At 67.9% G+C, this 20,149-nt stretch carries 20 protein-coding genes; 9 read left to right on the forward strand and 11 right to left on the reverse strand.

What is annotated here, in order from left to right:
• The 3 genes from AC1RTA_RS14040 to AC1RTA_RS14050 all read left to right on the forward strand — a co-directional run.
• A partial coding sequence (locus AC1RTA_RS14040; protein ID WP_492785051.1) for an OB-fold nucleic acid binding domain-containing protein occupies positions 1-487 on the forward strand: 487 nt, incomplete at its 5' end.
• Positions 488-696: 209 nt separating this feature from the next.
• Positions 697-1,854, forward strand: a complete 1,158-nt coding sequence (locus AC1RTA_RS14045; RefSeq protein WP_492785052.1) for a PIN domain-containing protein — start codon at positions 697-699, stop codon at positions 1,852-1,854.
• Positions 1,855-2,163: 309 nt separating this feature from the next.
• Positions 2,164-2,766: an HD domain-containing protein gene (locus AC1RTA_RS14050; protein ID WP_492785053.1), complete on the forward strand. Its 603-nt coding sequence runs from the start codon at positions 2,164-2,166 to the stop codon at positions 2,764-2,766.
• A 69-nt stretch (positions 2,767-2,835) separates the two neighbouring features.
• On the opposite strand, the gene AC1RTA_RS14055 is transcribed toward AC1RTA_RS14050, so the two are convergent.
• The gene (locus AC1RTA_RS14055) at positions 2,836-3,549 is read right to left on the reverse strand and encodes a pyridoxamine 5'-phosphate oxidase family protein (RefSeq protein ID WP_492785054.1); all 714 of its coding nucleotides are present in this window, start codon (positions 3,547-3,549) and stop codon (positions 2,836-2,838) included.
• Positions 3,550-3,642: 93 nt separating this feature from the next.
• On the opposite strand from AC1RTA_RS14055, the gene pdxR (AC1RTA_RS14060) reads away from it, so the two are divergent.
• The 3 genes from pdxR (AC1RTA_RS14060) to AC1RTA_RS14070 all read left to right on the forward strand — a co-directional run bounded on the left by pdxR (AC1RTA_RS14060) (position 3,643) and on the right by AC1RTA_RS14070 (position 6,056).
• Entirely contained in the window at positions 3,643-5,109 is a 1,467-nt protein-coding gene (gene pdxR / locus AC1RTA_RS14060; protein ID WP_492785055.1) for a MocR-like pyridoxine biosynthesis transcription factor PdxR, read from the forward strand.
• 334 nt (positions 5,110-5,443) lie between these two features.
• The gene (locus AC1RTA_RS14065) at positions 5,444-5,635 is read left to right on the forward strand and encodes a hypothetical protein (protein WP_014237316.1); all 192 of its coding nucleotides are present in this window, start codon (positions 5,444-5,446) and stop codon (positions 5,633-5,635) included.
• An 85-nt stretch (positions 5,636-5,720) separates the two neighbouring features.
• Complete coding sequence (locus tag AC1RTA_RS14070) at positions 5,721-6,056, forward strand: cupin domain-containing protein (protein ID WP_014237315.1); 336 nt, start codon at positions 5,721-5,723, stop codon at positions 6,054-6,056.
• 135 nt (positions 6,057-6,191) lie between these two features.
• On the opposite strand, the gene AC1RTA_RS14075 is transcribed toward AC1RTA_RS14070, so the two are convergent.
• Positions 6,192-7,148, reverse strand: a complete 957-nt coding sequence (locus tag AC1RTA_RS14075) for a LysR family transcriptional regulator (protein ID WP_492785056.1) — start codon at positions 7,146-7,148, stop codon at positions 6,192-6,194.
• Positions 7,149-7,282: 134 nt separating this feature from the next.
• Between AC1RTA_RS14075 and AC1RTA_RS14080 the strand changes: the two genes are divergently transcribed.
• Both AC1RTA_RS14080 and AC1RTA_RS14085 read left to right on the forward strand, forming a co-directional pair.
• The gene (locus AC1RTA_RS14080) at positions 7,283-8,059 is read left to right on the forward strand and encodes a ferredoxin--NADP reductase (RefSeq protein WP_014237313.1); all 777 of its coding nucleotides are present in this window, start codon (positions 7,283-7,285) and stop codon (positions 8,057-8,059) included.
• 279 nt (positions 8,060-8,338) lie between these two features.
• Positions 8,339-9,055 (forward strand): Crp/Fnr family transcriptional regulator, encoded by a 717-nt coding sequence (locus AC1RTA_RS14085; RefSeq protein WP_492785057.1) that lies wholly within the window; start codon positions 8,339-8,341, stop codon positions 9,053-9,055.
• A gap of 53 nt (positions 9,056-9,108) precedes the next feature.
• On the opposite strand, the gene glyA is transcribed toward AC1RTA_RS14085, so the two are convergent.
• A complete protein-coding gene (gene glyA / locus AC1RTA_RS14090) occupies positions 9,109-10,410 on the reverse strand; it encodes a serine hydroxymethyltransferase (RefSeq protein WP_492785058.1) in 1,302 nt (433 codons plus the stop codon).
• 75 nt (positions 10,411-10,485) lie between these two features.
• A complete protein-coding gene (locus AC1RTA_RS14095; protein WP_492785059.1) occupies positions 10,486-11,712 on the reverse strand; it encodes a benzoate/H(+) symporter BenE family transporter in 1,227 nt (408 codons plus the stop codon).
• Between the two features lie 220 nt (positions 11,713-11,932).
• Between AC1RTA_RS14095 and pdxR (AC1RTA_RS14100) the strand changes: the two genes are divergently transcribed.
• Positions 11,933-13,474, forward strand: a complete 1,542-nt coding sequence (gene pdxR / locus AC1RTA_RS14100) for a MocR-like pyridoxine biosynthesis transcription factor PdxR (protein ID WP_492785060.1) — start codon at positions 11,933-11,935, stop codon at positions 13,472-13,474.
• Positions 13,475-13,492: 18 nt separating this feature from the next.
• Here the strand turns inward: pdxR (AC1RTA_RS14100) and AC1RTA_RS14105 are convergent, their stop codons facing one another.
• From AC1RTA_RS14105 to AC1RTA_RS14135, 7 genes are all read right to left on the reverse strand, one after another.
• The gene (locus tag AC1RTA_RS14105; protein WP_157870618.1) at positions 13,493-14,971 is read right to left on the reverse strand and encodes a hybrid sensor histidine kinase/response regulator; all 1,479 of its coding nucleotides are present in this window, start codon (positions 14,969-14,971) and stop codon (positions 13,493-13,495) included.
• Positions 14,972-15,057: 86 nt separating this feature from the next.
• Positions 15,058-16,320 carry an HD-GYP domain-containing protein gene (locus AC1RTA_RS14110; protein ID WP_492785061.1) on the reverse strand — a complete coding sequence of 421 codons (1,263 nt, stop codon included), beginning with the start codon at positions 16,318-16,320 and terminating at the stop codon, positions 15,058-15,060.
• A gap of 60 nt (positions 16,321-16,380) precedes the next feature.
• Complete coding sequence (locus AC1RTA_RS14115) at positions 16,381-17,748, reverse strand: ATP-binding protein (protein ID WP_492785062.1); 1,368 nt, start codon at positions 17,746-17,748, stop codon at positions 16,381-16,383.
• Positions 17,745-18,422, reverse strand: coding sequence for a response regulator transcription factor (locus tag AC1RTA_RS14120; protein WP_014237305.1), 678 nt, complete (start codon positions 18,420-18,422; stop codon positions 17,745-17,747). The genes AC1RTA_RS14115 and AC1RTA_RS14120 overlap by 4 nt, the downstream gene beginning before the upstream one ends.
• A gap of 40 nt (positions 18,423-18,462) precedes the next feature.
• On the reverse strand, positions 18,463-19,122 hold the full coding sequence (locus tag AC1RTA_RS14125) for a cytochrome b/b6 domain-containing protein (RefSeq protein ID WP_492785063.1): 660 nt from the start codon (positions 19,120-19,122) through the stop codon (positions 18,463-18,465).
• A gap of 9 nt (positions 19,123-19,131) precedes the next feature.
• Entirely contained in the window at positions 19,132-19,611 is a 480-nt protein-coding gene (locus AC1RTA_RS14130) for a diheme cytochrome c (RefSeq protein WP_492785064.1), read from the reverse strand.
• Between the two features lie 11 nt (positions 19,612-19,622).
• Entirely contained in the window at positions 19,623-20,045 is a 423-nt protein-coding gene (locus AC1RTA_RS14135) for a DUF1924 domain-containing protein (protein ID WP_492785065.1), read from the reverse strand.
• Positions 20,046-20,149 lie beyond the last annotated feature (104 nt).

Below are 20,149 nucleotides of genomic sequence, written 5' to 3' on the forward strand. Positions count from 1 at the left end.
CACCCAGGGCGACCTCTTCGCCGCCCTGCCCCCGCCCGTGGAAGCGCCGCCGCCCCTGCCGACTCCCACGGAAGGCGAAGACCTGGTGGCCGACTACGCCACCCTGGGCCTCACCCTGGGCCGCCACCCCCTGGCCCTGCTGCGGGATCGCCTCACGGCCGGCCGCTTCATCACCGCCGCCGAACTGCGGGCCGCGCCGGACAGGAAACTGGCCCGGGCCGCCGGCATCGTCACCCACCGCCAGCGCCCCGGCACCGCCAGCGGCATCGTCTTCGTCACCATGGAAGACGAAACCGGCCCCATCAACGTCATCCTCCGCCCCGAACTGGTGGAAAAACAGCGCCGCGAAACCCTGGCCGCCCGCCTCCTGGGCGTCTACGGCCAACTCGAATCCCGCCACGGCGTCACCCATCTGGTGGCCAAGCGGCTGGTGGATCTGACGCCGCTGCTGGGCCGGCTGGCGACCCGGAGTCGGGATTTTCATTAGGAGATTGCTATAGGCCAAGAAGAGACCTTCATCGAATCTGTAATCAAACATCCAGATGGCAGTCCCCAAAAATAAGCTGCCATTCCGCCGCTGGAATGGCAGCCGATGACCGTCCCGAGCGTATGGACTTTTCGATAATCAAAAATAGGGAATTTTTTAATTAATGCCGTGCGAGAATCAATCTTCACTGGTAAAAAAAGCCAACATTCATGGACGAGAAAATCAACAATCGAATCCTCGCTGGTCAAATCACCGCGCTGACCATTGACACGTCTATCTTCGAAAAAAACGGTCTGGCGCTGGAAAGCGGGCTACTCGCTCAGCTCGAGCAGTTTCGTGAGAGCGAATTTCAACTGGTCATAGCGAACACGGTAGCTAACGAGGTGAAGCGGCATCTCGCGAGAAATGCAACAGATGCGACTAAGGCGTTACGCACTGCACTAACACATACCGCCAAGCATCGAGCATTGAGTTCGTCGCATCAGGAAGAACTGACTGTACTAAGCGAGCTTGCAACAGCAGATGATGATATGCGCGCCCGGAAACGGTTCGACGACTGGGTTGAGCGCGTCGGGGCAAACGTTATTCTTGAGGATGAGTTTGCCTCAATTGGTGAGGTCATGCGCCGCTATGAGACAGGTGAACCACCGTTCGCAGAAACCGGCGAGAAAAAACAAGAATTTCCTGATGCGGTGGCACTCTCAACACTAGAAGGATGGGCCGAGGACCGCAACACACAAATTCTGGCTGTCGCACACGATAAGGACTGGCAACGTTATGGCGTCCAGTCAAAGCACCTCATTGTGGTCGATGATCTCGCTGATGCACTGTCAACCATTCAGGGGCTGGGAGCAGCCCGTGAGCCAGCAGTACGACTCGCTACACTATTTTCAGCCGGGGATGCCGTGGGGCTTTATGCTTCCGTACTAGATGCCGCACGACATCAGGTGGACAAATTTGAGCTCCATATCGAAGCCGACTCCCAGTTTGCGGTTGAGGAGGCAGGGGTTGAGGCAACAGTTGACGATATCAGCCTCGACATTCCTGATGGGACCGGTGCCACGCTGGACACCATATCGCAACATGATGGACAGGCAGTGATCAAGGTTAGTGGAGTCGCCTCTTTGGATTTCAACCTTTACTTCAATTTTGAAAAATTTGACAGCATTGATCGCGATTACGTGAACATGGGTAGCGCCACAATTCCTTACCTCGTTGATATTGAATTCGAGGCGCTGGTGACTGTCCAGATTGATGAAGATGGGCTAACACTGGACGGTGTTGAATTGCTGCCGGTGGCACACGACGTATTTTTTAGCGACATTGAACCGGATTGGATGAGCGACCCCGACAATTACAACGCTTAGGACCAGCAATCAGGCAAGTGCTCCATTTCATTTGGCCGCGATTGCCTCGCCTTTCGAGTTCTTCCCACGTCTTTTCTAATATTGGGAAATGCGATAATTACCGCTTGCCGCGTACTAGTCAGCAGCTGAACATCAGCAAGATCGATGATCTACGGACATACATGCCTATCCGAACAACCGTTGTAGCTTGAAAACCTCTTTCGAGTAAGTTCAGGGGCGAAACACTGTTACGGTACGTAAGCCGTCGCTTCCATGTGCGAGTCCAAAACAGCTCTGATAGACTCGCCCACCCTGACTCCCCCTCGCCTCATGCCCACCCTCACCCAACAACTCACCTTCCTCCGCGAAATCGATCGGCTGAAAAGCGTGGTCCGGCTGACGCCACTGCTTGACCGCTCGCGGCGGGAGAACAGTGCGGAGCATTCCTGGCATCTGGCGCTCTATGCCCTGGTGCTGGCGGAACATGCGGCGGGAACTGTGGATGTGCTGCGGGTGGTGAAGATGCTGCTGATCCACGACATCGTGGAGATCGACGCGGGGGACGTGCCCTTCCATGTACCGGAAACCCATGCGGGGCAGGCGGAGCGGGAGCGGCTGGCGGCGGAGCGCCTCTTCGGCCTGCTGCCGGAAGCCCAGGCGGCAGAGTTCCGCGAACTATGGTTCGAGTTCGAGGCGGCGGAGAGCGACGACGCCAGGTTCGCCAAGGCCCTGGACCGCTTTCAGCCCATGCTGCACAACGCCGCCACCGAGGGCGGCACCTGGGTGGAATGTGCCGTCACCCTGGAGCAGGTGAAGCAGCGCTGCCGCCCGCCCATCGAGAAGGGCTCCCCCGCCCTGTGGGCCGTGGCCGAGCAGATGGCCGAGGCTCACCTGGGCCCGGCCGGTAGCGAGACGCCGGACCAGGCCATCTGAGGTCCGGTTCCGGGCTTCCGCCAATCCTCCTTCTGCCCGCCGGGCCCCGCCCGGGAGCGGGCTTGCCGCCTAATCCACACCCGCCACACCCGCCCCATTCTGCCCCGGCCTGCCGAAGCGGGTCGGGGGCGCTTCCGCCAGGGGGCTGTCGGCCTCCATCTCCGGCTCGCCCTGGCGGCGTTGCAGGGGAATGACGCCGGCCCAGGCGGGCCAGGCCAGATCCTCCGCATCGTCCTTGGGGCCACCCTGGCGCACCTTGGCCGAGGCTTCGGCCAGGGAGAGGCGCAGCACGGCGGTGGCGTTCACCTCCTTGGCCGTCATGGGCCGCAGGCCCTCCCAGCGCCCCGGGTAGAGGCCCTCGATGAAGGCCCGCAGGGCCCGGTGCTTTTCCTCCGGCGCGGTCACCGCCTCGAAGCGGCCGTAGATCACCACGGAGCGGTAGTTGAGGGAGTGGTGCATGGCGGAGCGGGCCAGCACCAGGCCGTCGGCCAGGGCGATGCTGACGCAGGCCTCCCCAGCCAGCAGGGCCTGGCCCAGGCGCGAGGCCTTGGCGGCGTGCAGGTAGAGGTGGTCGCCCTCGCGCCAGTGCAGGGTGGGAATGGCGTGTACGCTGCCCTCCCACTGAAAAGCCACGGTGCACAGCAGGCCCGCATCCACGATGGTGGCGACGCTGGCCAGGTCGTAGGCGGCCCGCTGGGGCCGGCGCAGGACCCGGGTGCGGGCGGAGGGGCTGGAAGAGGCGGAAGGGCCGGAAGGGTTTGGGGAAGGCTGGGATTCGCGCATGGCGGCAAGCTCCGGTGAATGGAAACAGGGCCAGCCTAAGGCTTGCGTGGTACCTTCTGTAGCGCCACCAAACACCTTATTCATGGAGCCACGATGGAACTGGACTGGCTGCTGGCCCCGCCCCTGCCCGAGGCCATGCCCCGGCAGCGCCTGCTCTACCACCGCCTGCGGGACGCCATTCTCTGCGGCCGCCTGGCCCCGGCCACGCGCCTGCCGGCCAGCCGCGCCCTGGCCGATTCCCTGGGTATCGCCCGCAACACGGTGCTCTTCGCCTATGAGCAGCTGACGGCCGAAGGCTGCCTGGTGGCGGACCGCCAGGGCACCCGGGTGGCGCCCCTGGCCGCCCTGGGCGCCGCCGCCGACGGGCCTTCCCAACGCGGCCCGGCCCCGCCTTCGCCGGGGCTGTCGGCCCGGGCCGAAATCGCCCGCCAGCCCGCCGTCGTACCCCATGCGCCGCCCCTGCCCTTCAGCCCGGGCATTCCGGATTACGGCCCCTTTCCCTTCCGCGCCTGGCGGGGCTGCCTGGAACGGGCCTGGCAGGAGGTGAGCTGGCGGGAACTGGGCTACACCGCCCACGGCGGCGACCCGGCCCTGCGCCGGGAGCTGGCGGGCCACCTGACCACGGTGCGGGGCCTGCCGGTGGCGGCGGAGCAGATCGTCATCACCAGCGGCACCCAGAGCGGCCTGGACCTGTGCGCCCGCTTCCTGGCCGACGCCGGCCACACCGCCTGGCTGGAAAACCCGGGCTACCAGGCGGCCCGCATCGCCTGGAGCCTGGCCGGCCTGGCCCTGCACGACGTGGCGGTGGACGAGGCTGGCATGGCGCCGACGGCGGCGGACTGGGCGGAACGGCCGCCCCGGCTGATCCTCCTCACCCCCTCCCACCAGTACCCCACGGGCCGGGTCATGCCCCTGGGGCGCCGGCTGGACCTCATCGAGCAGGCCCGGCAGGCCGGCGCCTGGATCGTCGAGGACGACTACGAAAGCGAATTCCGCCGGGCCGGCCCGGCGCCCCCGGCCCTCTTCGGCCTGCAGGAGGAAGCGCCGGTGGTCTATGTGGGCACCTTCAGCAAGACCCTCTACCCGGGCCTGCGTCTGGGCTATCTGGTGCTGCCCCGGGGCATCGCCGCCGACTTCGCCCTGGCCGCGGCCCAGACCACCCGGGCCGGCCAGGGCATCGAGCAGCGGGCCCTGGCGGACTTCATCCGGCGCGGCCACTACACCGCCCACCTGCGCCGCATGCGCGCCCGCTACGCGGCCCGCCAGACGGCCCTGCGCCAGGCCCTCAGCGCCGCCCTGGGGCCGGACCTGCGACTCGGCGGCGGCGAGGCCGGCCTGCATCTGGTGCTGGAACTGCCGCCCCAGCAGGACGACCGGGCCGTGGCCGCCCGGGCCGCCGCCCTGGGCCTGGGCCCGCGCCCCCTCAGCCACTACGCCCGGCCCCCGGTGCGCTGCAACGGCCTGGTGCTGGGCTACGGCAATCTGGAAACGGGCATGGTGGGCGATGCGGTGCAACGGCTGAAACTGGCCCTGGCGCTCGGGGAACCGCTGCCGGGCTGAGACAGGGGCGGGCGCGGGGAAGCGGGCACGGCCGCTTTCCGCGAACGCCCGGAACAGGTTCGGGCGGACAGGACCGGCCCCAGCCGGGAACGGGCCCGGCGCCGCCCACCGGCCATCCCGTCGGCATGAAGCCAGAACCTGCCGCAGCCATGGCCTGCCGCCCGGGCCGGGGCGGAAAATCGTCCTTAAACGACGCTGCCGCCTCGCCTAGAATGAAGACGGCGACGGCGGTCCGGCAGCGGCAAAGATGGCGCCGTTGTGAGAGAATCCGGGCCCAGAAACCAATCGGGGCGCCCGCCGGCGCTTTCCCCACCTGCAAATCCATAGGCACACCATGAGCACCCAAGGCACGCAGCGCCGCAGCACCTTCGACAAGATCGAGATCGGCCAGAAGTTTTTCGACCCCATCAGCGCCGAATACTTCGTCAAGCTGACCGACACCACCGCCGCCATGGTCACCGGCATCGGCGACGGCACCATCCCCGACGAATTCGAACCGGAAGACGTGGTCCGCATCGACGGCTAAGGGGCTTTCCAGCCCCTCCGCCCCGACCCGCCCCGGCCGGCCGCTCCAGGCCGGGGGCAGCCAAGGGGCAGAAAGCACAGGCGCCATGGACGCACCCGCCCCCTGGGGCAATCTGCTGGCCGTTCCCGACGGCCCCCTCGACGGAGAGCGCTTCGACGCGCTGCTGGCGGGCGGTGCCTTTCGCCTCGAGCGCATCGTTTCCACCGGCCAGTCCAGCCCGCCCGGTTTCTGGTACGACCAGGAGGACGGCGAATGGGTGGCCCTGCTCAGCGGCGCCGCCGAACTGCAGTTCGAGGACGAGGCCGAGCCGCGCCGCCTGGCCCCCGGCGACTGGCTGCACATCGCCCCCCACCGCCGCCACCGGGTGCACTGGACCGCCCAGGACCAGACCACCGTCTGGCTGGCCATCCACTACCGTTAGCCGTTCCTGCCGGCTGCCCGCCGGGCGGCCCGCATGCCCGCAGCGGCGACTGCCGGCGCCCTTCCCTGCCTTGCTTCACACCCCGTCTTGCGCCAAGCCCCGCCGCTGCTGCGCCCGGGGTCGCGCCGCCCTGCCCTAGCGGTAATCGATGACCGAGCCGTCGGCCCGGCACAGCACGATCTGGTCGCTGCGCTGGATGCCGTCCACGGCCCGGCGGCAGAGGTCGAGGAAATGCTGGATGCCCCGGGTGCGGAATTTCTGGCGGTGGATGATGAAGTGGAACTGGCGCCGCAGATTGAGCCCGGGGGCCGGCAGTTCCGCCAGGCTGCCGCGGCGGAAGGCCTCCTTCAGGGCCAGGCGGGAAATGCAGCCGATGCCCAGGCCCGCTTCCACGGCCCGCTTGATGGCCTCCGTGTGTTCCAGTTCCAGCGCCACTTTCAGCCGGGGCAGCCGTGAACCCAGCGCCCCTTCAAGGGTCTGGCGGGTACCCGAGCCGGGCTCCCGCAGAATCCAGGGCTCGGCGAGGAGGTCTTCGAGCGTGGCGTCCTGCCTGCCCGCCAGGGCATGGTCCGGAGCGGCGAAGACCGCCAGCTCGTCCTCGATCCAGGGCGACACTTCCAGATCCGGGTGCTGGCAGACGCCCTCGATGAGGCCGAAATCCAGCTCGAAATTGGCCACCTGGCGGATCACCGTGGCGGTGTTATGCACCTCCAGATGGACCCGGCCCCGGGATTCCTCCGGCCGCCCGCCCATGAACTCCCCCAGCAGCAGGGGCGCCAGGTAGTTGCCGATGGTCAGGGTCGCCCCCAGGCGCAGGGGGCCGCCTTCCCCCTCGCCCTGCAGCAGGGCCTCCACGTCCCGCCCCTGGTCCAGCAGGGCCTGCACCCGGGGCAGCAGCTGGCGCCCCAGTTCGTTGAGCTGCAGGCGCTTGCCGTGGCGGTCGAAGAGGCGGGTGTCGAACTGCTTTTCCAGTTCGTTGAGGCTCATGCTCACCGCCGACTGGGACAGGGACAGGCTCTCCGCCGCCCGGGAGACGCTCTCCTGGCGGGCCACGGCGACGAAGGATTCCAACTGGCGCAGGGTGAATTTCATGGCGAGGGGCCTTGCTTATCAATTTATCTGACGGATTATATAAATTTAATTCGATTCATCTATATGAACCCGGCCCCTAGAATCCGTTCCAACTTCCCGTCACCTTTGTCCCCACGATCCGCGAAAGTCCTGCCATGTCCTCGTTCATCCACGAAGAAGTCACCAGCGTGCATCACTGGAACGACAGCCTGTTCAGCTTCAAGACCACCCGGGACCCGGGGCTGCGCTTTCGCACCGGCCAGTTCGTCATGATCGGCCTGGAAGTGGAGGGCCGCCCCCTGATGCGCGCCTACAGCATCGCCAGCGCCCACTACGAGGACCATCTGGAATTCTTCAGCATCAAGGTGCCGGACGGCCCCCTCACCTCCCGTCTGCAGCACCTCAACCCGGGCGACAAGATGCTGGTCAGCCGCAAGCCCACCGGCACCCTGGTGCTGGACGACCTGAAACCCGGCAAGCACCTCTACCTGCTGGGCACCGGCACCGGCCTGGCCCCCTTCATGAGCGTGATCCGGGACCCGGAGGCCTACGAGCAGTTCGACAAGATCGTGCTGATCCACGGCGTGCGCACGGTGAGCGAACTGGCCTACTCCGACTTCATCGAGAACGAGCTGCCCAACAATGAGTTCTTCGGTGAGCTGGTACGGGAAAAGCTGATCTACTACCCCACCGTGACCCGGGAACCCTTCCGCAACCAGGGCCGCCTCACCGACCTGCTGGAAAGCGGCAAGCTGTGCGCCCAGATCGGCCTGCCCCAGCTCAACCCGGAAACCGACCGGGCCATGCTCTGCGGCAGCCCGGCCATGCTGGCCGACACCAGCGCCATGCTGGACCGCCTGGGCTTCCAGGTTTCCCCCCACATCGGCACCCCCGGCGACTACGTCATCGAGCGGGCCTTCGTGGAAAAATAAGGCGCTTCGCGCGCTGCCAAAAACCGGGCCCGGCGCCCGGTTTTTTTTTGCCGGCGGCGCCCCCGGTCCGCCATGCCGGCAGTCGGCTCGCGACACCGCGGCGGCATCCTGCCGGCATGAATTTGTGAAACTTGATTCACATCAAGTTTTCGACTTTCCAAGGTACTGGATTGCAAGGAGAAAATCCGCCCCCCACGCCACCCCCGCGCCATCGCTTGCCAGACGCCATCTTTCGCCCGTTGCACAAAAAAACCAAGACGACATCAACGGGGGTTGGACATGGAAATCACGACAGGTGAGAGCATCGCCTCGCCAACGCTCATGGAAGTCCTGCAGGAAGTGCTGCAGGACTCCAAGATCGCCCACCGGGTCAGCTGGGAACGCTGGGCCCCGGGCACCCTGTGGCAGTCCTGCCACAACCGCAGGCAAAGTCTGTTCGTGGTCCGCCACGGCCGCCTGGAACTGGCGGTGACGGATGCGGAAGGCCGGGAACGCTCCCTGCGCCTGCTGGCCGAATCGGAGCTGTTCGGCACCGAGGCCCTGGCCGCCGGCCCCGCCGCCGAAGGCGAGGCCGCCCGGCAGGATTACGGCATCCGCGCCGTCACCTATTCCGAAGTGCTGCAGCTTCCCCTGGACATCGTGGACCAGCTGATCGCCCAGTTGCCCCTCTTCCGCAAGGCCCTCACCAGCAGCATCGCCAACCACATCTGGGCCCTGGAACGGGAGCGGGAACACGGCCGCTCCATGCCCACCAACAACCGCCTGCTGTGCTATCTGCGCTGCGGCGAAAACGGCATCCGGAGCGGGCAGAAGCCCAGCGGCAAAGCCACCCTGCCCATGCACCTGCTGGCCCGGCGCATCGGTTGCAGCGCCGGCCACCTCTCCCGCTCGGTCAGCACCATGGTGCGCCAGGGCATGCTGCTGCGCCACGACGGGCGCCTGCAATTGCAGGGCGACGGCGAACGGCCCTACGCCTTCTGCGAAGGCTGCGCCTAGGTGCCAGGCCAGCTCACCGCCGCGGCATGAAGGTCCGGGTACGTGAGTCAGCCTCAGTAAGGCAAGGGAAAGCGGCGGCACAGTTCAGCCACCTGGGCCCGGACCGCAGCGGCGACCGCCGGGTCCGGCGCTTCCGGATTGGCGGCCAGGGCTTCGAGCAGATGCACGATGAGACCGCCGATCAGGCGGAACTCGGCGGTGCGAAAGCCCCGGCTGGTGCCGGCCGGGCTGCCGACGCGGATGCCGGAAGTGACCATGGGCTTTTGCGGATCGTGGGGAATGGCGTTCTTGTTGAGGGTGATGCCGACCCGCTCCAGGGCTTTTTCCGCCACATTGCCGGTCAGATTCAGGGGCCGCAGGTCGGCCACCGCCAGATGGGTGTCGGTGCCGCCGGAGACGATGCGCAGGCCGCCGGCCGCCAGGGTCTGGGCCAGGGCCTGGGCGTTTTCCACCACCCGGGCCGCATAGCTGCGGAACTCCGGTTGCAGGGCCTCGCCGAAGGCCACCGCCTTGGCGCCGATCACGTGCATCAGGGGGCCGCCCTGCAGGCCGGGAAAAACGGCGGAATCGATGGCCTTGCCGAGGGCCGTGTCGTTGCTCAGGATGAGGCCGCCCCGGGGCCCGCGCAGGGTCTTGTGGGTGGTGGAGGTCACCACGTCGGCGTAAGGCAGGGGCGACGGATGGGCGCCGCCGGCGACGAGGCCAGCAAAGTGGGCCATGTCCACCAGCAGCCGCGCCCCGACCCGGTCGGCGATGCGGCGGAACTCGGCGAAATCGAGAATGCGGGAATAGGCGGAACCGCCGGCGATGATCAGCTTGGGTCGGTGTTCATAGGCCAGGTGTTCCACCTCCGCCATGTCGATGCGGTGGTCGTCCGCCCGCACGCCGTAGGCGACGCCGCGAAACCACTTGCCCGACTGGTTCATGGGCGCCCCGTGGGTCAGGTGGCCGCCGGCGGCCAGGCCCAGGCCGAGGATGGTGTCGCCCGGTTGCAGCAGGGCCAGATAAACGGCCTGATTGGCCTGGCTGCCGGAATGGGGCTGCACATTGGCGTAGGCGCAGCCGAAGAGGCCCTTGGCCCGGGCGATGGCCAGGGCTTCCACCCCATCCACCGGGCCGCAGCCGCCGTAATAGCGCCGGCCCGGGTAGCCTTCCGCGTACTTGTTGGTGAGCACCGAGCCCTGCATTTGCAGGACGGCGCGGCTGACGATGTTCTCCGAGGCGATCAGCTCGATCGAATCCCGCTGCCGCGCATGTTCGGCAGCCACGTGGCGGGCCGCTTCGGGGTCGGTGCGACCCAGCGTTCCGGTGGCCTTGTCGTATGGCGGCCGGGGCAGATCGTTTGGGTTGTTCATCTCTCGTTGCCTTTCTCTGTTGCTGATGGACGAGGCGCCGGCAGCCCCGGCGCCCATTGCTGGTTCCCGCCCGGCCTAGCGCCCTTCCCCGGCCGCGGACTGGCCCAGGCGGGGCATGCCGCGCAGGAGACGCAGGTCGCCGTGGATCAGGGCGTGGGCCGCCAGGCCGGCGAGCAGGCCCCAGAAGGCGCCCCCCAGGCCGAACAGGGTGACGTTGGCGGCAGTGGCGAGAAAGGTGATCAGGGCCGTTTCCCGCCCCCGCAGATCCACCAGGGCCGTGGCCAGGCTGCCGCCGATGGCGCCGAGCAGGGCCAGGCCGGCCAGGGTGGTGATGAAGGCGGGCGGCAGCACCACGAAGAGGGCCGCCAGGGTGGTGCCGAAAATGCCCACCAGGGTGTAGAACACGCCGCAGGCCAGGCCGGCGATGTAGCGTTTGCCCGGCTCCTCGTGGGATTCCCTGCCGGTGCAGATGGCGGCGGTGATGGCGGCGACGTTGAAGGCATGGGAACCAAAAGGAGCCATCAGCAGGGAGCCCAGCCCGGTCACCGCCAGGATGGGGCTGGCGCTGGTCTTGAAGCCGTCGTTGCGCAGCACCAGCATGCCCGGCATGTACTGGCCGGTAAGGGTGATGACGAAGAGCGGCAGGGCCACGCTGAGGAGGGCGTTCACCGAAAAGGCGGGCGTGGTGAACACCGGCAGGGCCAGCTTCAGCGAGACCCCGGTGAAGCTGGCCTGGCCGAGCCCGAGCAGCAGCAGGATGCCGGCCACCAGCACGCCGACGATGGCGTAGCGGGCGGTGAAGCGGCGCAGCAGGGCATAGGTCAGCACCAGCACCCCCACCAGCAGCGGGTCCATGCCGGCGCCGCCGAAGGCGCCGATGCCGAAGCGCAGCAGGATGCCGGCCAGCAGCCCGGCGGCGATGCCGGGGGGAATCATCCTCACCACCCGCTCGAAATAGCCGGAGATGCCCAGCACCATGAAGCCGACGGCGGAGAGCATGTAGGCGCCGATCATTTCTGCATAAGGCGTGGTCGGCAGCACGGCGATGAGAAAGGCGGCGCCGGGGGTGGACCAGGCGGTGATGATGGGCTCCCGGTAGCGGTAGCTCAGCCAGGCGCCGGTCAAGCCGACGCCCACGGAAATGGACCAGATCCAGGAGGCGGTCTGCTCCGGGCTCAGGCCGGCCGCCTTGGCGCCCTGGAAAACCAGGATGAAGGTGCCGCCGTAATTGACGATGACCGAGATCAGGGCCGCCACAGTGGGGTGCAGCAGGTCGGCGGGCTTGAGGGATTGGGTGTTCACGGGCGGTCTCCTGGGGCGTCGGTTGGCCTTGTCAGCCCCGCCAGTGTGGCGGCAAAATGGCCTTGTATAAATTGCCACTTTTGATAATTAATAAGACCACTTTGCCATTGCCCGGACAGTGCCGGATGTCGCCTGCCGCGCTTCTCCGGCCGCTGCCGACGCCGCCTTTCCCGATCCCCGTTCACCGAACTGCGCTTCCCACCAAGCTGAGAAACTCCCCATGAGAACCCGCGCCACCGCCTATCCGATCTGGAACCGCTTCACCCCGGAAGCGGGCAGCCGGCTGTCCATGCGCGAGCAGCTGGTGCGCTTCTTCCGCCAGGGGGTGGCGGACGGCACCCTGCAGGCCGGCATCCGCCTGCCCGCCTCCCGGGTGCTGGCGGCGGAACTGAAGCTGTCCCGGATCACCGTCTCCGGCGCCTACGAGCAACTGATCGCCGAAGGCTTTCTCGAGGCGCGCCAGGGATCGGGGACTTATGTGGCAGCCCACGCCGCCGGCCCGGCCCGGGCACCGGCTCCTGGGGGCAGCGCTTCGATCGCGTCTGCCGCTTCCGCCAGGAACACCGCCCCACGGCCGCCGGCGGCAGCCCCCGCAAGCACGCCGGGCTCCCAGCGCGCCCGTTGCCTGCGCGGCCCCGACTCCATGTCCATGGCCCAGGCCGCCTGGCCCCTGACGCCGGGCCTGCCGGCCCTGGATGCCTTTCCCTACGCCCTCTGGGGCCGCCTCGACGGCCGCTTCTGGCGCCGCCATCCGGCCCCCGACCTGTCCTACGGCGAGCCCCAGGGGCTGCTGGCCCTGCGGGTGGCCCTGGCCGAATACTTGGGCGCCGCCCGGGGCGTGGTCTGCCGCCCGCACAACATCATCATCGCCCCCGGCGCCCAGGCGGCCATCGCCATCGCCGCCCTGGCCCTGACCGATGCGGGGGATTCGGTGTGGGTGGAAAACCCCGGCTACGACGCCGCCTACCGCAGCCTGGTCCTCTCCGGCGTCACCGCGGTGGGCATCCGGGTGGATGAGGCGGGCCTGGACGTGGAGGACGGCCGCCGGCGGGCGCCGGAGGCGCGGCTGGCCCTGGTCTCGCCCTCCCACCAGTATCCCCTGGGCGTCACCATGAGCCTGGAGCGCCGCCTGGCCCTGCTGCAATGGGCCGACGAGGCCAACGCCTTCATCCTGGAAGACGATTACGACAGCGAGTTCCGCCACGAAGGGGCGCCGACCCCGGCGCTGAAGGCCCTGGATGCGCGCAACGGCCGGGTCATCTACATCGGCACCCTGAGCAAGCTGCTGGCCCCGGGCCTGCGGCTGGGCTATCTGGTGGTGCCCGACGAACTGGTGGAGGTGCTGCAGACGGTGCGCAACGGCACCGACCACCGGGTACCAGCCTCGATCCAGGCCACGGCGGCCGAATTCATCGGCAACGGCCACCTGGGCGCCCACATCCGCCGCACCCGGGCCCTTTACGGGGAGCGGCGGGCCGCCCTGCTCGAGGCCCTCAGGGAAGCCGGGGAAGCGCGGTTTTCCGTCACCCATGCGGCCACCGGGCTGCACCTGCTGGCCCATCTGCCCGGGCGGGTGGACGACCTGGCCCTGGCCGCCGCCGCCCGCGCCCACCGCATCGGCGTCACGCCCCTGTCGGCCTACCGGGTCGTGCCCGGGGCCGGCGCCTCACGGGGATTGCTGATGGGCTTCGGCAACACCCGGCCAGAAGCGATCCGGGCCGCCGTACGCACCCTCTGCGGGCTCTATCCGGACGCCGGCTGAAACGGTGGCGGTGCCGGCCTAGGCCTCGCCCCGGGCCAGCACCACGGTAAACCAGAAGGTGGCGCCCTGGCCGGCCTGGCTGTTGATGCCGATGCAGCCGCCCATCATTTCCACCAGGTGCTTGCTGATGGAAAGCCCCAGGCCGGTGCCGCCGAACTTGCGGGCGATGGAACCGTCCACCTGGGTGAAGGGGGCGAACAGCTGGGGAATCTTTTCCGCCGGAATGCCGATGCCCGTGTCGCTGACGGCGAAGCGCAGAATGACGTTGCCGCCGCTCTCCCCTTCCCGCCACACCGAGAGGGTGATCTCGCCCCGGGCGGTGAACTTGACCGCGTTGGCCACCAGATTGACCAGGATCTGGCGCAACCGCCCCGGATCGCCGCGCAGCTTGAGGGGCACGTCCGGCTCCACATGCAGGTGCATCTCCAGGCGCTTGCTCCGCACCTGGGGCGCGAACAGTTCCATCACCTGGGCCAGCTGCTGCCCCAGGTCGAAGTCCCGGCTCTCCAGGTCGAGCCGGCCGGCTTCGATCTTCGACAGGTCCAGGATGTCGTTGATGATGGCCAGCAGGGATTCGCCACTGCTGTTGATGACCTCCACGTATTCCCGCTGCTCCTCGTCCAGGGGCGTTTCCCGCAGCACCTGGGCCATGCCGAGGACGCCGTTCATGGGGGTGCGCAGCTCGTGGCTCATGTTGGCGACGAACTCGGACTTGGCCCGGCTCGCCTGCTCCGCCGACGCCAGGGCATCCTGCAGCCGCTGCAGGCTCTCCAGCTGGAATATCTTCAGCAGGCCCATCACCGCCAGGGCCACCAGCACGGCGCAGGCCGCCCGCAGCAGTTGCACCGGGACGTGGAACAGTTCGAGGAAGGTCTGCTGGTTGATGAGGGACGGCGGGAACCAGTCGGCCCGGGGCACCACGATGCCCCCCAGCACGGCATGGAGGATGAAGGCCCCGGCCGCCACATTGCTGGCCAGGCGGATGGAGCGCTGCTCCGCCGCCGGCATGGTCTCCAGCAGGACCTGCCGGCAGTAGAGGTAGAAGCCGATGCCGGTCAGCAGGCTGGCGGGAAAGCCGCCCAGGTAGCGGGACCAGATGGTCATGCCCAGGAGCGGCGCGGCGCTGAGGCCGGCGCCGAGGGCGACGCCCAGGAGCATGGGGAAATACAGCCAGGGCCCCAGGAGCCAGCGTACACGGGCCTGCCAGGGCGATGGGGCAAGGGAGGCCAGCACCAGGTTGCGGCCGAACTCGAACAGGAAAAGGTAGGAAAGCAGCAGCAGGAAGGGGCGCGTCGCGGCCAGCCAGGGCACGTCGCCCCGCACTTCGCGCCACAGGTCAGTCCATTCGAGGAAGCCGTGAACGAAACCGAAGGCCGCCAGCATCCACAGGATGCGGGACAGCTGCAGATGGCTGCGGTGGTCGTAGCGGACGACGATGACCACGCCCATGAGGAGGAAGGCCAGGCCGTAGACCAGATAGACCACATCCATCGTCATTCACCTTTTCTAACGACGCCGCAATGGCGTCATGGTCGCATTCCCGGCCCATTCGGGCCAAGCACCGGAGCCGCTCTCCGACGGCATCAGGCGGCGGCAGGCCGGGCCGCCCGCATGGCGGCCGCCATGTCCCGGGCCGCCACCGCCACCACCTCGGCATCGATGCGCCCCTGGTGCCCCAGTTCCTGGAGGAACTGCAGCACGGCATCGGCCGAGAGTCCGGCCCGGTAGGGACGGTCCTGGGCCATGGCCTGGAAAATGTCCGCCACCCGCAGGATGCGGGCCTCCCGGGACATGGCGTCCACGGTCAGGTGGAAGGGGTAGCCGCTGCCGTCCGGCTCCTCGTGGTGGTAGGAGGCCCAGGCGGCAATTTCCTCGAAGCCCCGGATGCGGTGCAGGATCTGGTAGGTCTCGAAGCTGTGGGCGTTGATCATCTTGCGTTCCCGCTCGTCGAGCTGGCCCGGCTTGTCCAGCACCTCGTCGGGCACCCGCAGCTTGCCCAGGTCGTGCAGCAGGCCGGCGATTTCCAGGCGCTCGCAATTGGCCTGGGGCACGCCCATGGCTTCGGCCAGATGCCGGGCCAGACGGGCGACACCGAGGGAATGCTCGGCAGTGAAGGGGCTCTTGGCATCGACGATGCGGGAAAAGATGCCGGCCAGCTGCTTCAGCTGGGCCAGGGAGGCGCGGCAGGGCTGGCCCTGGGCCAGCATGTCCTCCAGGGCGGACTGGATGCCCCGGGGCTCCAGGCGCAGCCAGAAGGCCTCGGCGGCAGAGGCCTGGAGAAAGGCTTCCACCAGCTCCGGGGCGAAGAAGGTGCCGGCGCTGTCGCGAATTTTCTGGCGGATGGCCGGCGCCTGCATGAGCACGTTGCCGCTGCTGTAGTAGGGCGCGGTCAGGGCATCCACCCGGTCCACCAGGAAGATCAGGTTGGCCTGCTCGGCCACCTGGCGGGAGACGTCGGCCCGCCCCTGCAGGTCCTGCCAGTGGGTGTGGTGGTAATGCACCGGCTCGGCCATGGCGGCCAGGGGCCCGAAGTCCCGCAGCAGCTCGCAGCCGACGTTGCAGTGTTCCTGGGACATCTGCCAGTCGAATTCGCTGACCAGGTGATTGTGGGTGCGGGTGGAGGAAACGCCGATGTCGTGCAGCAGCCCCAGGTCGAAGAGAAAGGTGGTGTCGCCCCGGTCCAGCCCCATGACCCGGGCGCAGGCCGCCGCCATGATGCCCACCCGCTTGCCGTGGGCCACGTCGTCGATGCCCACCAGGTCGAGGGCGTCGGAAAGGGCGTAGATGACCTGGCGCAGGTCCACATCGATATAGGAGGCAGCAATGGGCGAGGTATTCACAGTCATCCTTGCGGGAATGGGACGGGATCACTCAGTGTGCATGACGCACTGGTTCAAGTCAGCTAGTCAATCACCCAGGGGAGGAGACGGCTGCCGGGCACGGCCCGGGAAAGCAATCGCCACGTCCAGTCCCCCCAGATCGGCGGCGGCTCCCAGGCTGAGGCGGGCGCCATGCAGTTCGGCGATCCGCGTGACAATGGAAAGGCCCAGGCCGTGGCCGTCACCGGCGCCCGGATCGAGCCGGCGGAAGCGGGCCAGGGCCTCCTGGCGCTGCTCCGCGGGAATGCCCGGGCCGCTGTCGCGCACATGCAGGACGGCATCAGCACCGCCGTCCCCCTGCGCCTGGCAGCAGACCAGCACCCGGCCACCGGCGGGCGTATGGCGGATGGCGTTGTCCAGCAGGTTGCGCAGCAGCACCTGCAGCAGCAGGGGCGAACCGGTGACGCTGATTTCCGGCCCCTCTTCCACCTCCAGCTCCACCCCCTTGTCGAAGCCGGCCGGGGCCAGGGAGGCCACGGTTTCCACCGCCAGGCGGCGCAGGGGGCAGGCTTCCTGGTCCGGCAATTCGGCCTGGGCGTCCAGCCGCGCCAGGGTCAGCAGCTGATCCACCAGCCGCGCCGCCCGGCGACTGCCGCTGACCAGATGGTCCAGGGCCCGCTGCCGGGTTGCGTCGTCGCCGGCGGCCTGGGCCACTTCCGCATGGGTCTGCAGCACGGCCAGGGGCGTGCGCAATTCGTGGGCCGCATCGGCGGTAAAACGGCGCTCATCGTCCTGGGCACGCCGGACCTGTTCGAACAAACGGTTGAGACGTTCCAGAATCGGCACCACTTCCCGCGGGGCCTCGGCCAGGGATATGGGCTGGAGCCGCTGGGGCGCCTGGGCGCCGATGGAATCGGCGAGACGGGACAGGGGGCGGAATGCCAGCAGGACGAAAATGCCGAGCACCAGGCCCAGCACCGGCAGGCCGACGCCCATGGTCTGCAGCAGATGGCTGGCCACCTCGTTGCTGATCTCCGCCCGGCTTTCGGCCGCATCGGCAACCTGGATCAGGTAGTGGCGGCGGGCATCGCGCACGCTGAAGACGCGCCACGCCTTGCCGTCGATATGCACATCGGAAAAGCCCTCCTCCCGCGGCGACAGACGGCTGTCGGGCGCCCGGGGGGAGCGGGTCAGCAGGCGCTCGCCCTCCCACACCTGGAAGGCCACCTTCTTGTCGTAACGATGCCGGGGCAGGCGCTCGCCGATGTCGTCGGCCTCGTCGCCGAGAAAGGCGAACAGCAGGGTGGCCGATTGGGCCAGGTGGGCATCGAGCAGTTCTTCGGCCTCGTGCCGGGCCTCCCGGTAGGCGATGACCCCGACCACGCTCCACACCAGGGCGACGGCGGCCAGGATGCCGAAGAGAATGCGCAGGCGCAGGGAATAGGTGCGCATCATGGCGCCGGGCTCCGGCCGGCTTCGGGGATCAGGTAGCCGACGCCGCGCACGGTGCGGATCAGGTCGGCCCCCAGCTTGCGCCGCAGGTGATGGATGTGCACCTCGATGGCATTGGATTCCAGCTCGCTGCCCCAGGCATAGAGATGGGATTCGATCTGGGCCTTGGTCAGCACCCGGCCGGCCTGGGCCAGCAGTTCGTGCAGCAGGTCGAATTCCCGGGCCGACAGTTCCACCGCCTGCCCCGCCAGGGTCACCCGCCGCCCGGCCGGGTCCAGGCGCAGATTGCCATGGACGATTTCCGGCACGGCGCGGCCGCCGCGGCGGCGGGTCAGGGCCCGCAGGCGGGCGCCCAGTTCCTGCAGGTTGAAGGGCTTGATCATGTAGTCGTCGGCTCCGGCATCGAGGCCGGCCACCACGTCATCCGGCGCATCCCGGGCGGTGAGGATCAGCACCGGCATGGCATCGCCCCGGGCCCGCAGCTGGCGCAGCACCTCCAGGCCGGACACCTTGGGCAGCCCCAGGTCGAGCACCAGGGCGGCAAAGGGCTCGCTGGCCAGGGCATGGCCGGCGGCCTCGCCATCCTGCACCCAGTCGGCCTGCCAGCCGCCCTGGCGCAGGCCCATCTGGATGCCTTCCCCCAGGGCCTGGTCGTCTTCCACGATGAGAATTCGCATGATCGCTGCCGGACCTCTTTATGGTGTGCGCCCTATCCAATCACGCCAGCGCCAGGGCAATGGCGCCGCCGATCAGGGCCAGCAGCCCCACGGCCACCGGCAGGTGACGGCGGGCAATGCCGTCTTCCGGCCGGCCCTGCTTGTAACCGTGCCACATGGCAGCCACCAGGTTTTCCCGGTGCACCAGACTGCTCCACAGCACGGCTGCCACATGAACGAAGACCAGCCCCAGCATGGCGGAGGCCACGCCTTCATGGACCTCTTCCAGCCAGTCCCCGGCCACCTCGTTGAAGGTCATCCAGCCGGTGGCGGCCGTCAGCAGGCCCAGGCCCAGGAGGGCCAGCACGGCCAGGGCGCCGGCGGGATTGTGGCCGGTGTAGTGCGGCGGGCGCAAGCGCAGCATGCCGAGCAAATACTCGCGGATCGCCGTCTGGCCCCGGACGAACTGGCTGAAGCGGGCGTAACGGCTGCCCACCAGCCCCCATAGAAGGCGGAAGACGATGAGGACCGCCACCACGTAGCCGCTGGCGATGTGAATCAGCTGCCAGCGCTCCGACTCGCTGGTGATGAAGGCGGTGGTGAAGGCCAGGGCCAGGCTCCAGTGGAACAGACGCACCGGCACGTCCCACACCAGGATTTTTCGGGGGGAGGAATCCGACGCGTTGGCAGCGGCAAAACGTTGTTGCTCATGGATAGTCATGGCGGTTCCTCATCGACGGCCATCGGCCGGCTGCAGGGAGCCTTCGCCGAAATCGCCCTGTTCGGCCCGGCGATGGCATTGCTGGCACTGGGCCATGGGCGTGGCCCTGGTGCCGGCCGGCACCTTGGGCAGCGGGTAGCCGCGCAGCTCCTCGGGCCGATGCTTGCGCTGGAACCAGGCGGTGGTGGTCAGGCGCGGCGCCGCTCCCTTGCCCTCATGGGCGCTGCGGGTGCTGGCCTGGGCTTGCAGCAGGCTGGCGATCTCCCGCTGGGCCTGGGACTCCAGGCTGGCGTCGCTGCCGAAATGGCGCTCCAGTTGCTGCAGGGTCACCTTCCAGCCAGCAGCATCCATCAATGCCGGCGGATAGGCGACGTGGCAACTGCCGCACTCCGCCGCGTAGGTAGGAGACAGGGCATAACGATGGTCGCCGGCCCAGGCGCCGCCGGCCAGCAGCAGCGTTGCCAGGGACAGGCTCTGTAGTGTTTTCATGGCATCGCTCCTCAGGGTTTCACGGTCAGCAGATAGGCCAGCAGGTCGCCCTTCTCCTCGGACGTGCAGGCCCGGCCCAGCACATCCTTGCAGTTGCGGCCGAACCATTTGTCCACCTTGGCGGCATCGCTGAAACGACGGGGATTGGCCGCCGGTGCCAGGGGTTCGATCAGCTTGCGGGTCACCGCATGGGAACCGCCCTGGCCCGGGTTGTTGGTATGGCAGGAAGCGCAACTCCAGTCGCTGCCATGGGTAGTGCTGAAGAAGCTGCGGCCCCGCTCGGCGGAAAAGGCGCGCAAGGCGGGATTGGACTGCCGGGCCTCCGCCAGCCAGGCTGCCTGCAGTTCGGCAGGAGAAGTGGGCGATGCAGCCAGAGTGCTACCGGCCAGGAAGGCCAGGGCAGCGCCTATGGCCAGGGGTCTGAAGCGGTTCATTGAGGTGTCTCCCAAAGTGAATGTGGGAGCCAGTATTGGCAGCCAGGATTAAGCCAACCTTAAGTCCCCCTCCCGCCCCAAGGGAAATTCATCCAGACTTCTCC

Source organism: Azospira sp. MPR-E4 (assembly GCF_058809645.1).

Bases quoted from the DNA above. Each gene is read 5' to 3' on its own strand.
- AC1RTA_RS14045 (WP_492785052.1), top strand. From the start codon at position 697: ATGGACGAGAAAATCAACAATCGAATCCTCGCTGGTCAAATCACCGCG.
- AC1RTA_RS14050 (WP_492785053.1), top strand. From the start codon at position 2,164: ATGCCCACCCTCACCCAACAACTCACCTTCCTCCGCGAAATCGATCGG.
- AC1RTA_RS14055 (WP_492785054.1), bottom strand. From the start codon at position 3,549: ATGCGCGAATCCCAGCCTTCCCCAAACCCTTCCGGCCCTTCCGCCTCT.
- pdxR (WP_492785055.1), top strand. From the start codon at position 3,643: ATGGAACTGGACTGGCTGCTGGCCCCGCCCCTGCCCGAGGCCATGCCC.
- AC1RTA_RS14065 (WP_014237316.1), top strand. From the start codon at position 5,444: ATGAGCACCCAAGGCACGCAGCGCCGCAGCACCTTCGACAAGATCGAG.
- AC1RTA_RS14070 (WP_014237315.1), top strand. From the start codon at position 5,721: ATGGACGCACCCGCCCCCTGGGGCAATCTGCTGGCCGTTCCCGACGGC.
- AC1RTA_RS14075 (WP_492785056.1), bottom strand. From the start codon at position 7,148: ATGAAATTCACCCTGCGCCAGTTGGAATCCTTCGTCGCCGTGGCCCGC.
- AC1RTA_RS14080 (WP_014237313.1), top strand. From the start codon at position 7,283: ATGTCCTCGTTCATCCACGAAGAAGTCACCAGCGTGCATCACTGGAAC.
- AC1RTA_RS14085 (WP_492785057.1), top strand. From the start codon at position 8,339: ATGGAAATCACGACAGGTGAGAGCATCGCCTCGCCAACGCTCATGGAA.
- glyA (WP_492785058.1), bottom strand. From the start codon at position 10,410: ATGAACAACCCAAACGATCTGCCCCGGCCGCCATACGACAAGGCCACC.
- pdxR (WP_492785060.1), top strand. From the start codon at position 11,933: ATGAGAACCCGCGCCACCGCCTATCCGATCTGGAACCGCTTCACCCCG.
- AC1RTA_RS14105 (WP_157870618.1), bottom strand. From the start codon at position 14,971: ATGACGATGGATGTGGTCTATCTGGTCTACGGCCTGGCCTTCCTCCTC.
- AC1RTA_RS14110 (WP_492785061.1), bottom strand. From the start codon at position 16,320: ATGACTGTGAATACCTCGCCCATTGCTGCCTCCTATATCGATGTGGAC.
- AC1RTA_RS14115 (WP_492785062.1), bottom strand. From the start codon at position 17,748: ATGATGCGCACCTATTCCCTGCGCCTGCGCATTCTCTTCGGCATCCTG.
- AC1RTA_RS14120 (WP_014237305.1), bottom strand. From the start codon at position 18,422: ATGCGAATTCTCATCGTGGAAGACGACCAGGCCCTGGGGGAAGGCATC.
- AC1RTA_RS14125 (WP_492785063.1), bottom strand. From the start codon at position 19,122: ATGACTATCCATGAGCAACAACGTTTTGCCGCTGCCAACGCGTCGGAT.
- AC1RTA_RS14130 (WP_492785064.1), bottom strand. From the start codon at position 19,611: ATGAAAACACTACAGAGCCTGTCCCTGGCAACGCTGCTGCTGGCCGGC.
- AC1RTA_RS14135 (WP_492785065.1), bottom strand. From the start codon at position 20,045: ATGAACCGCTTCAGACCCCTGGCCATAGGCGCTGCCCTGGCCTTCCTG.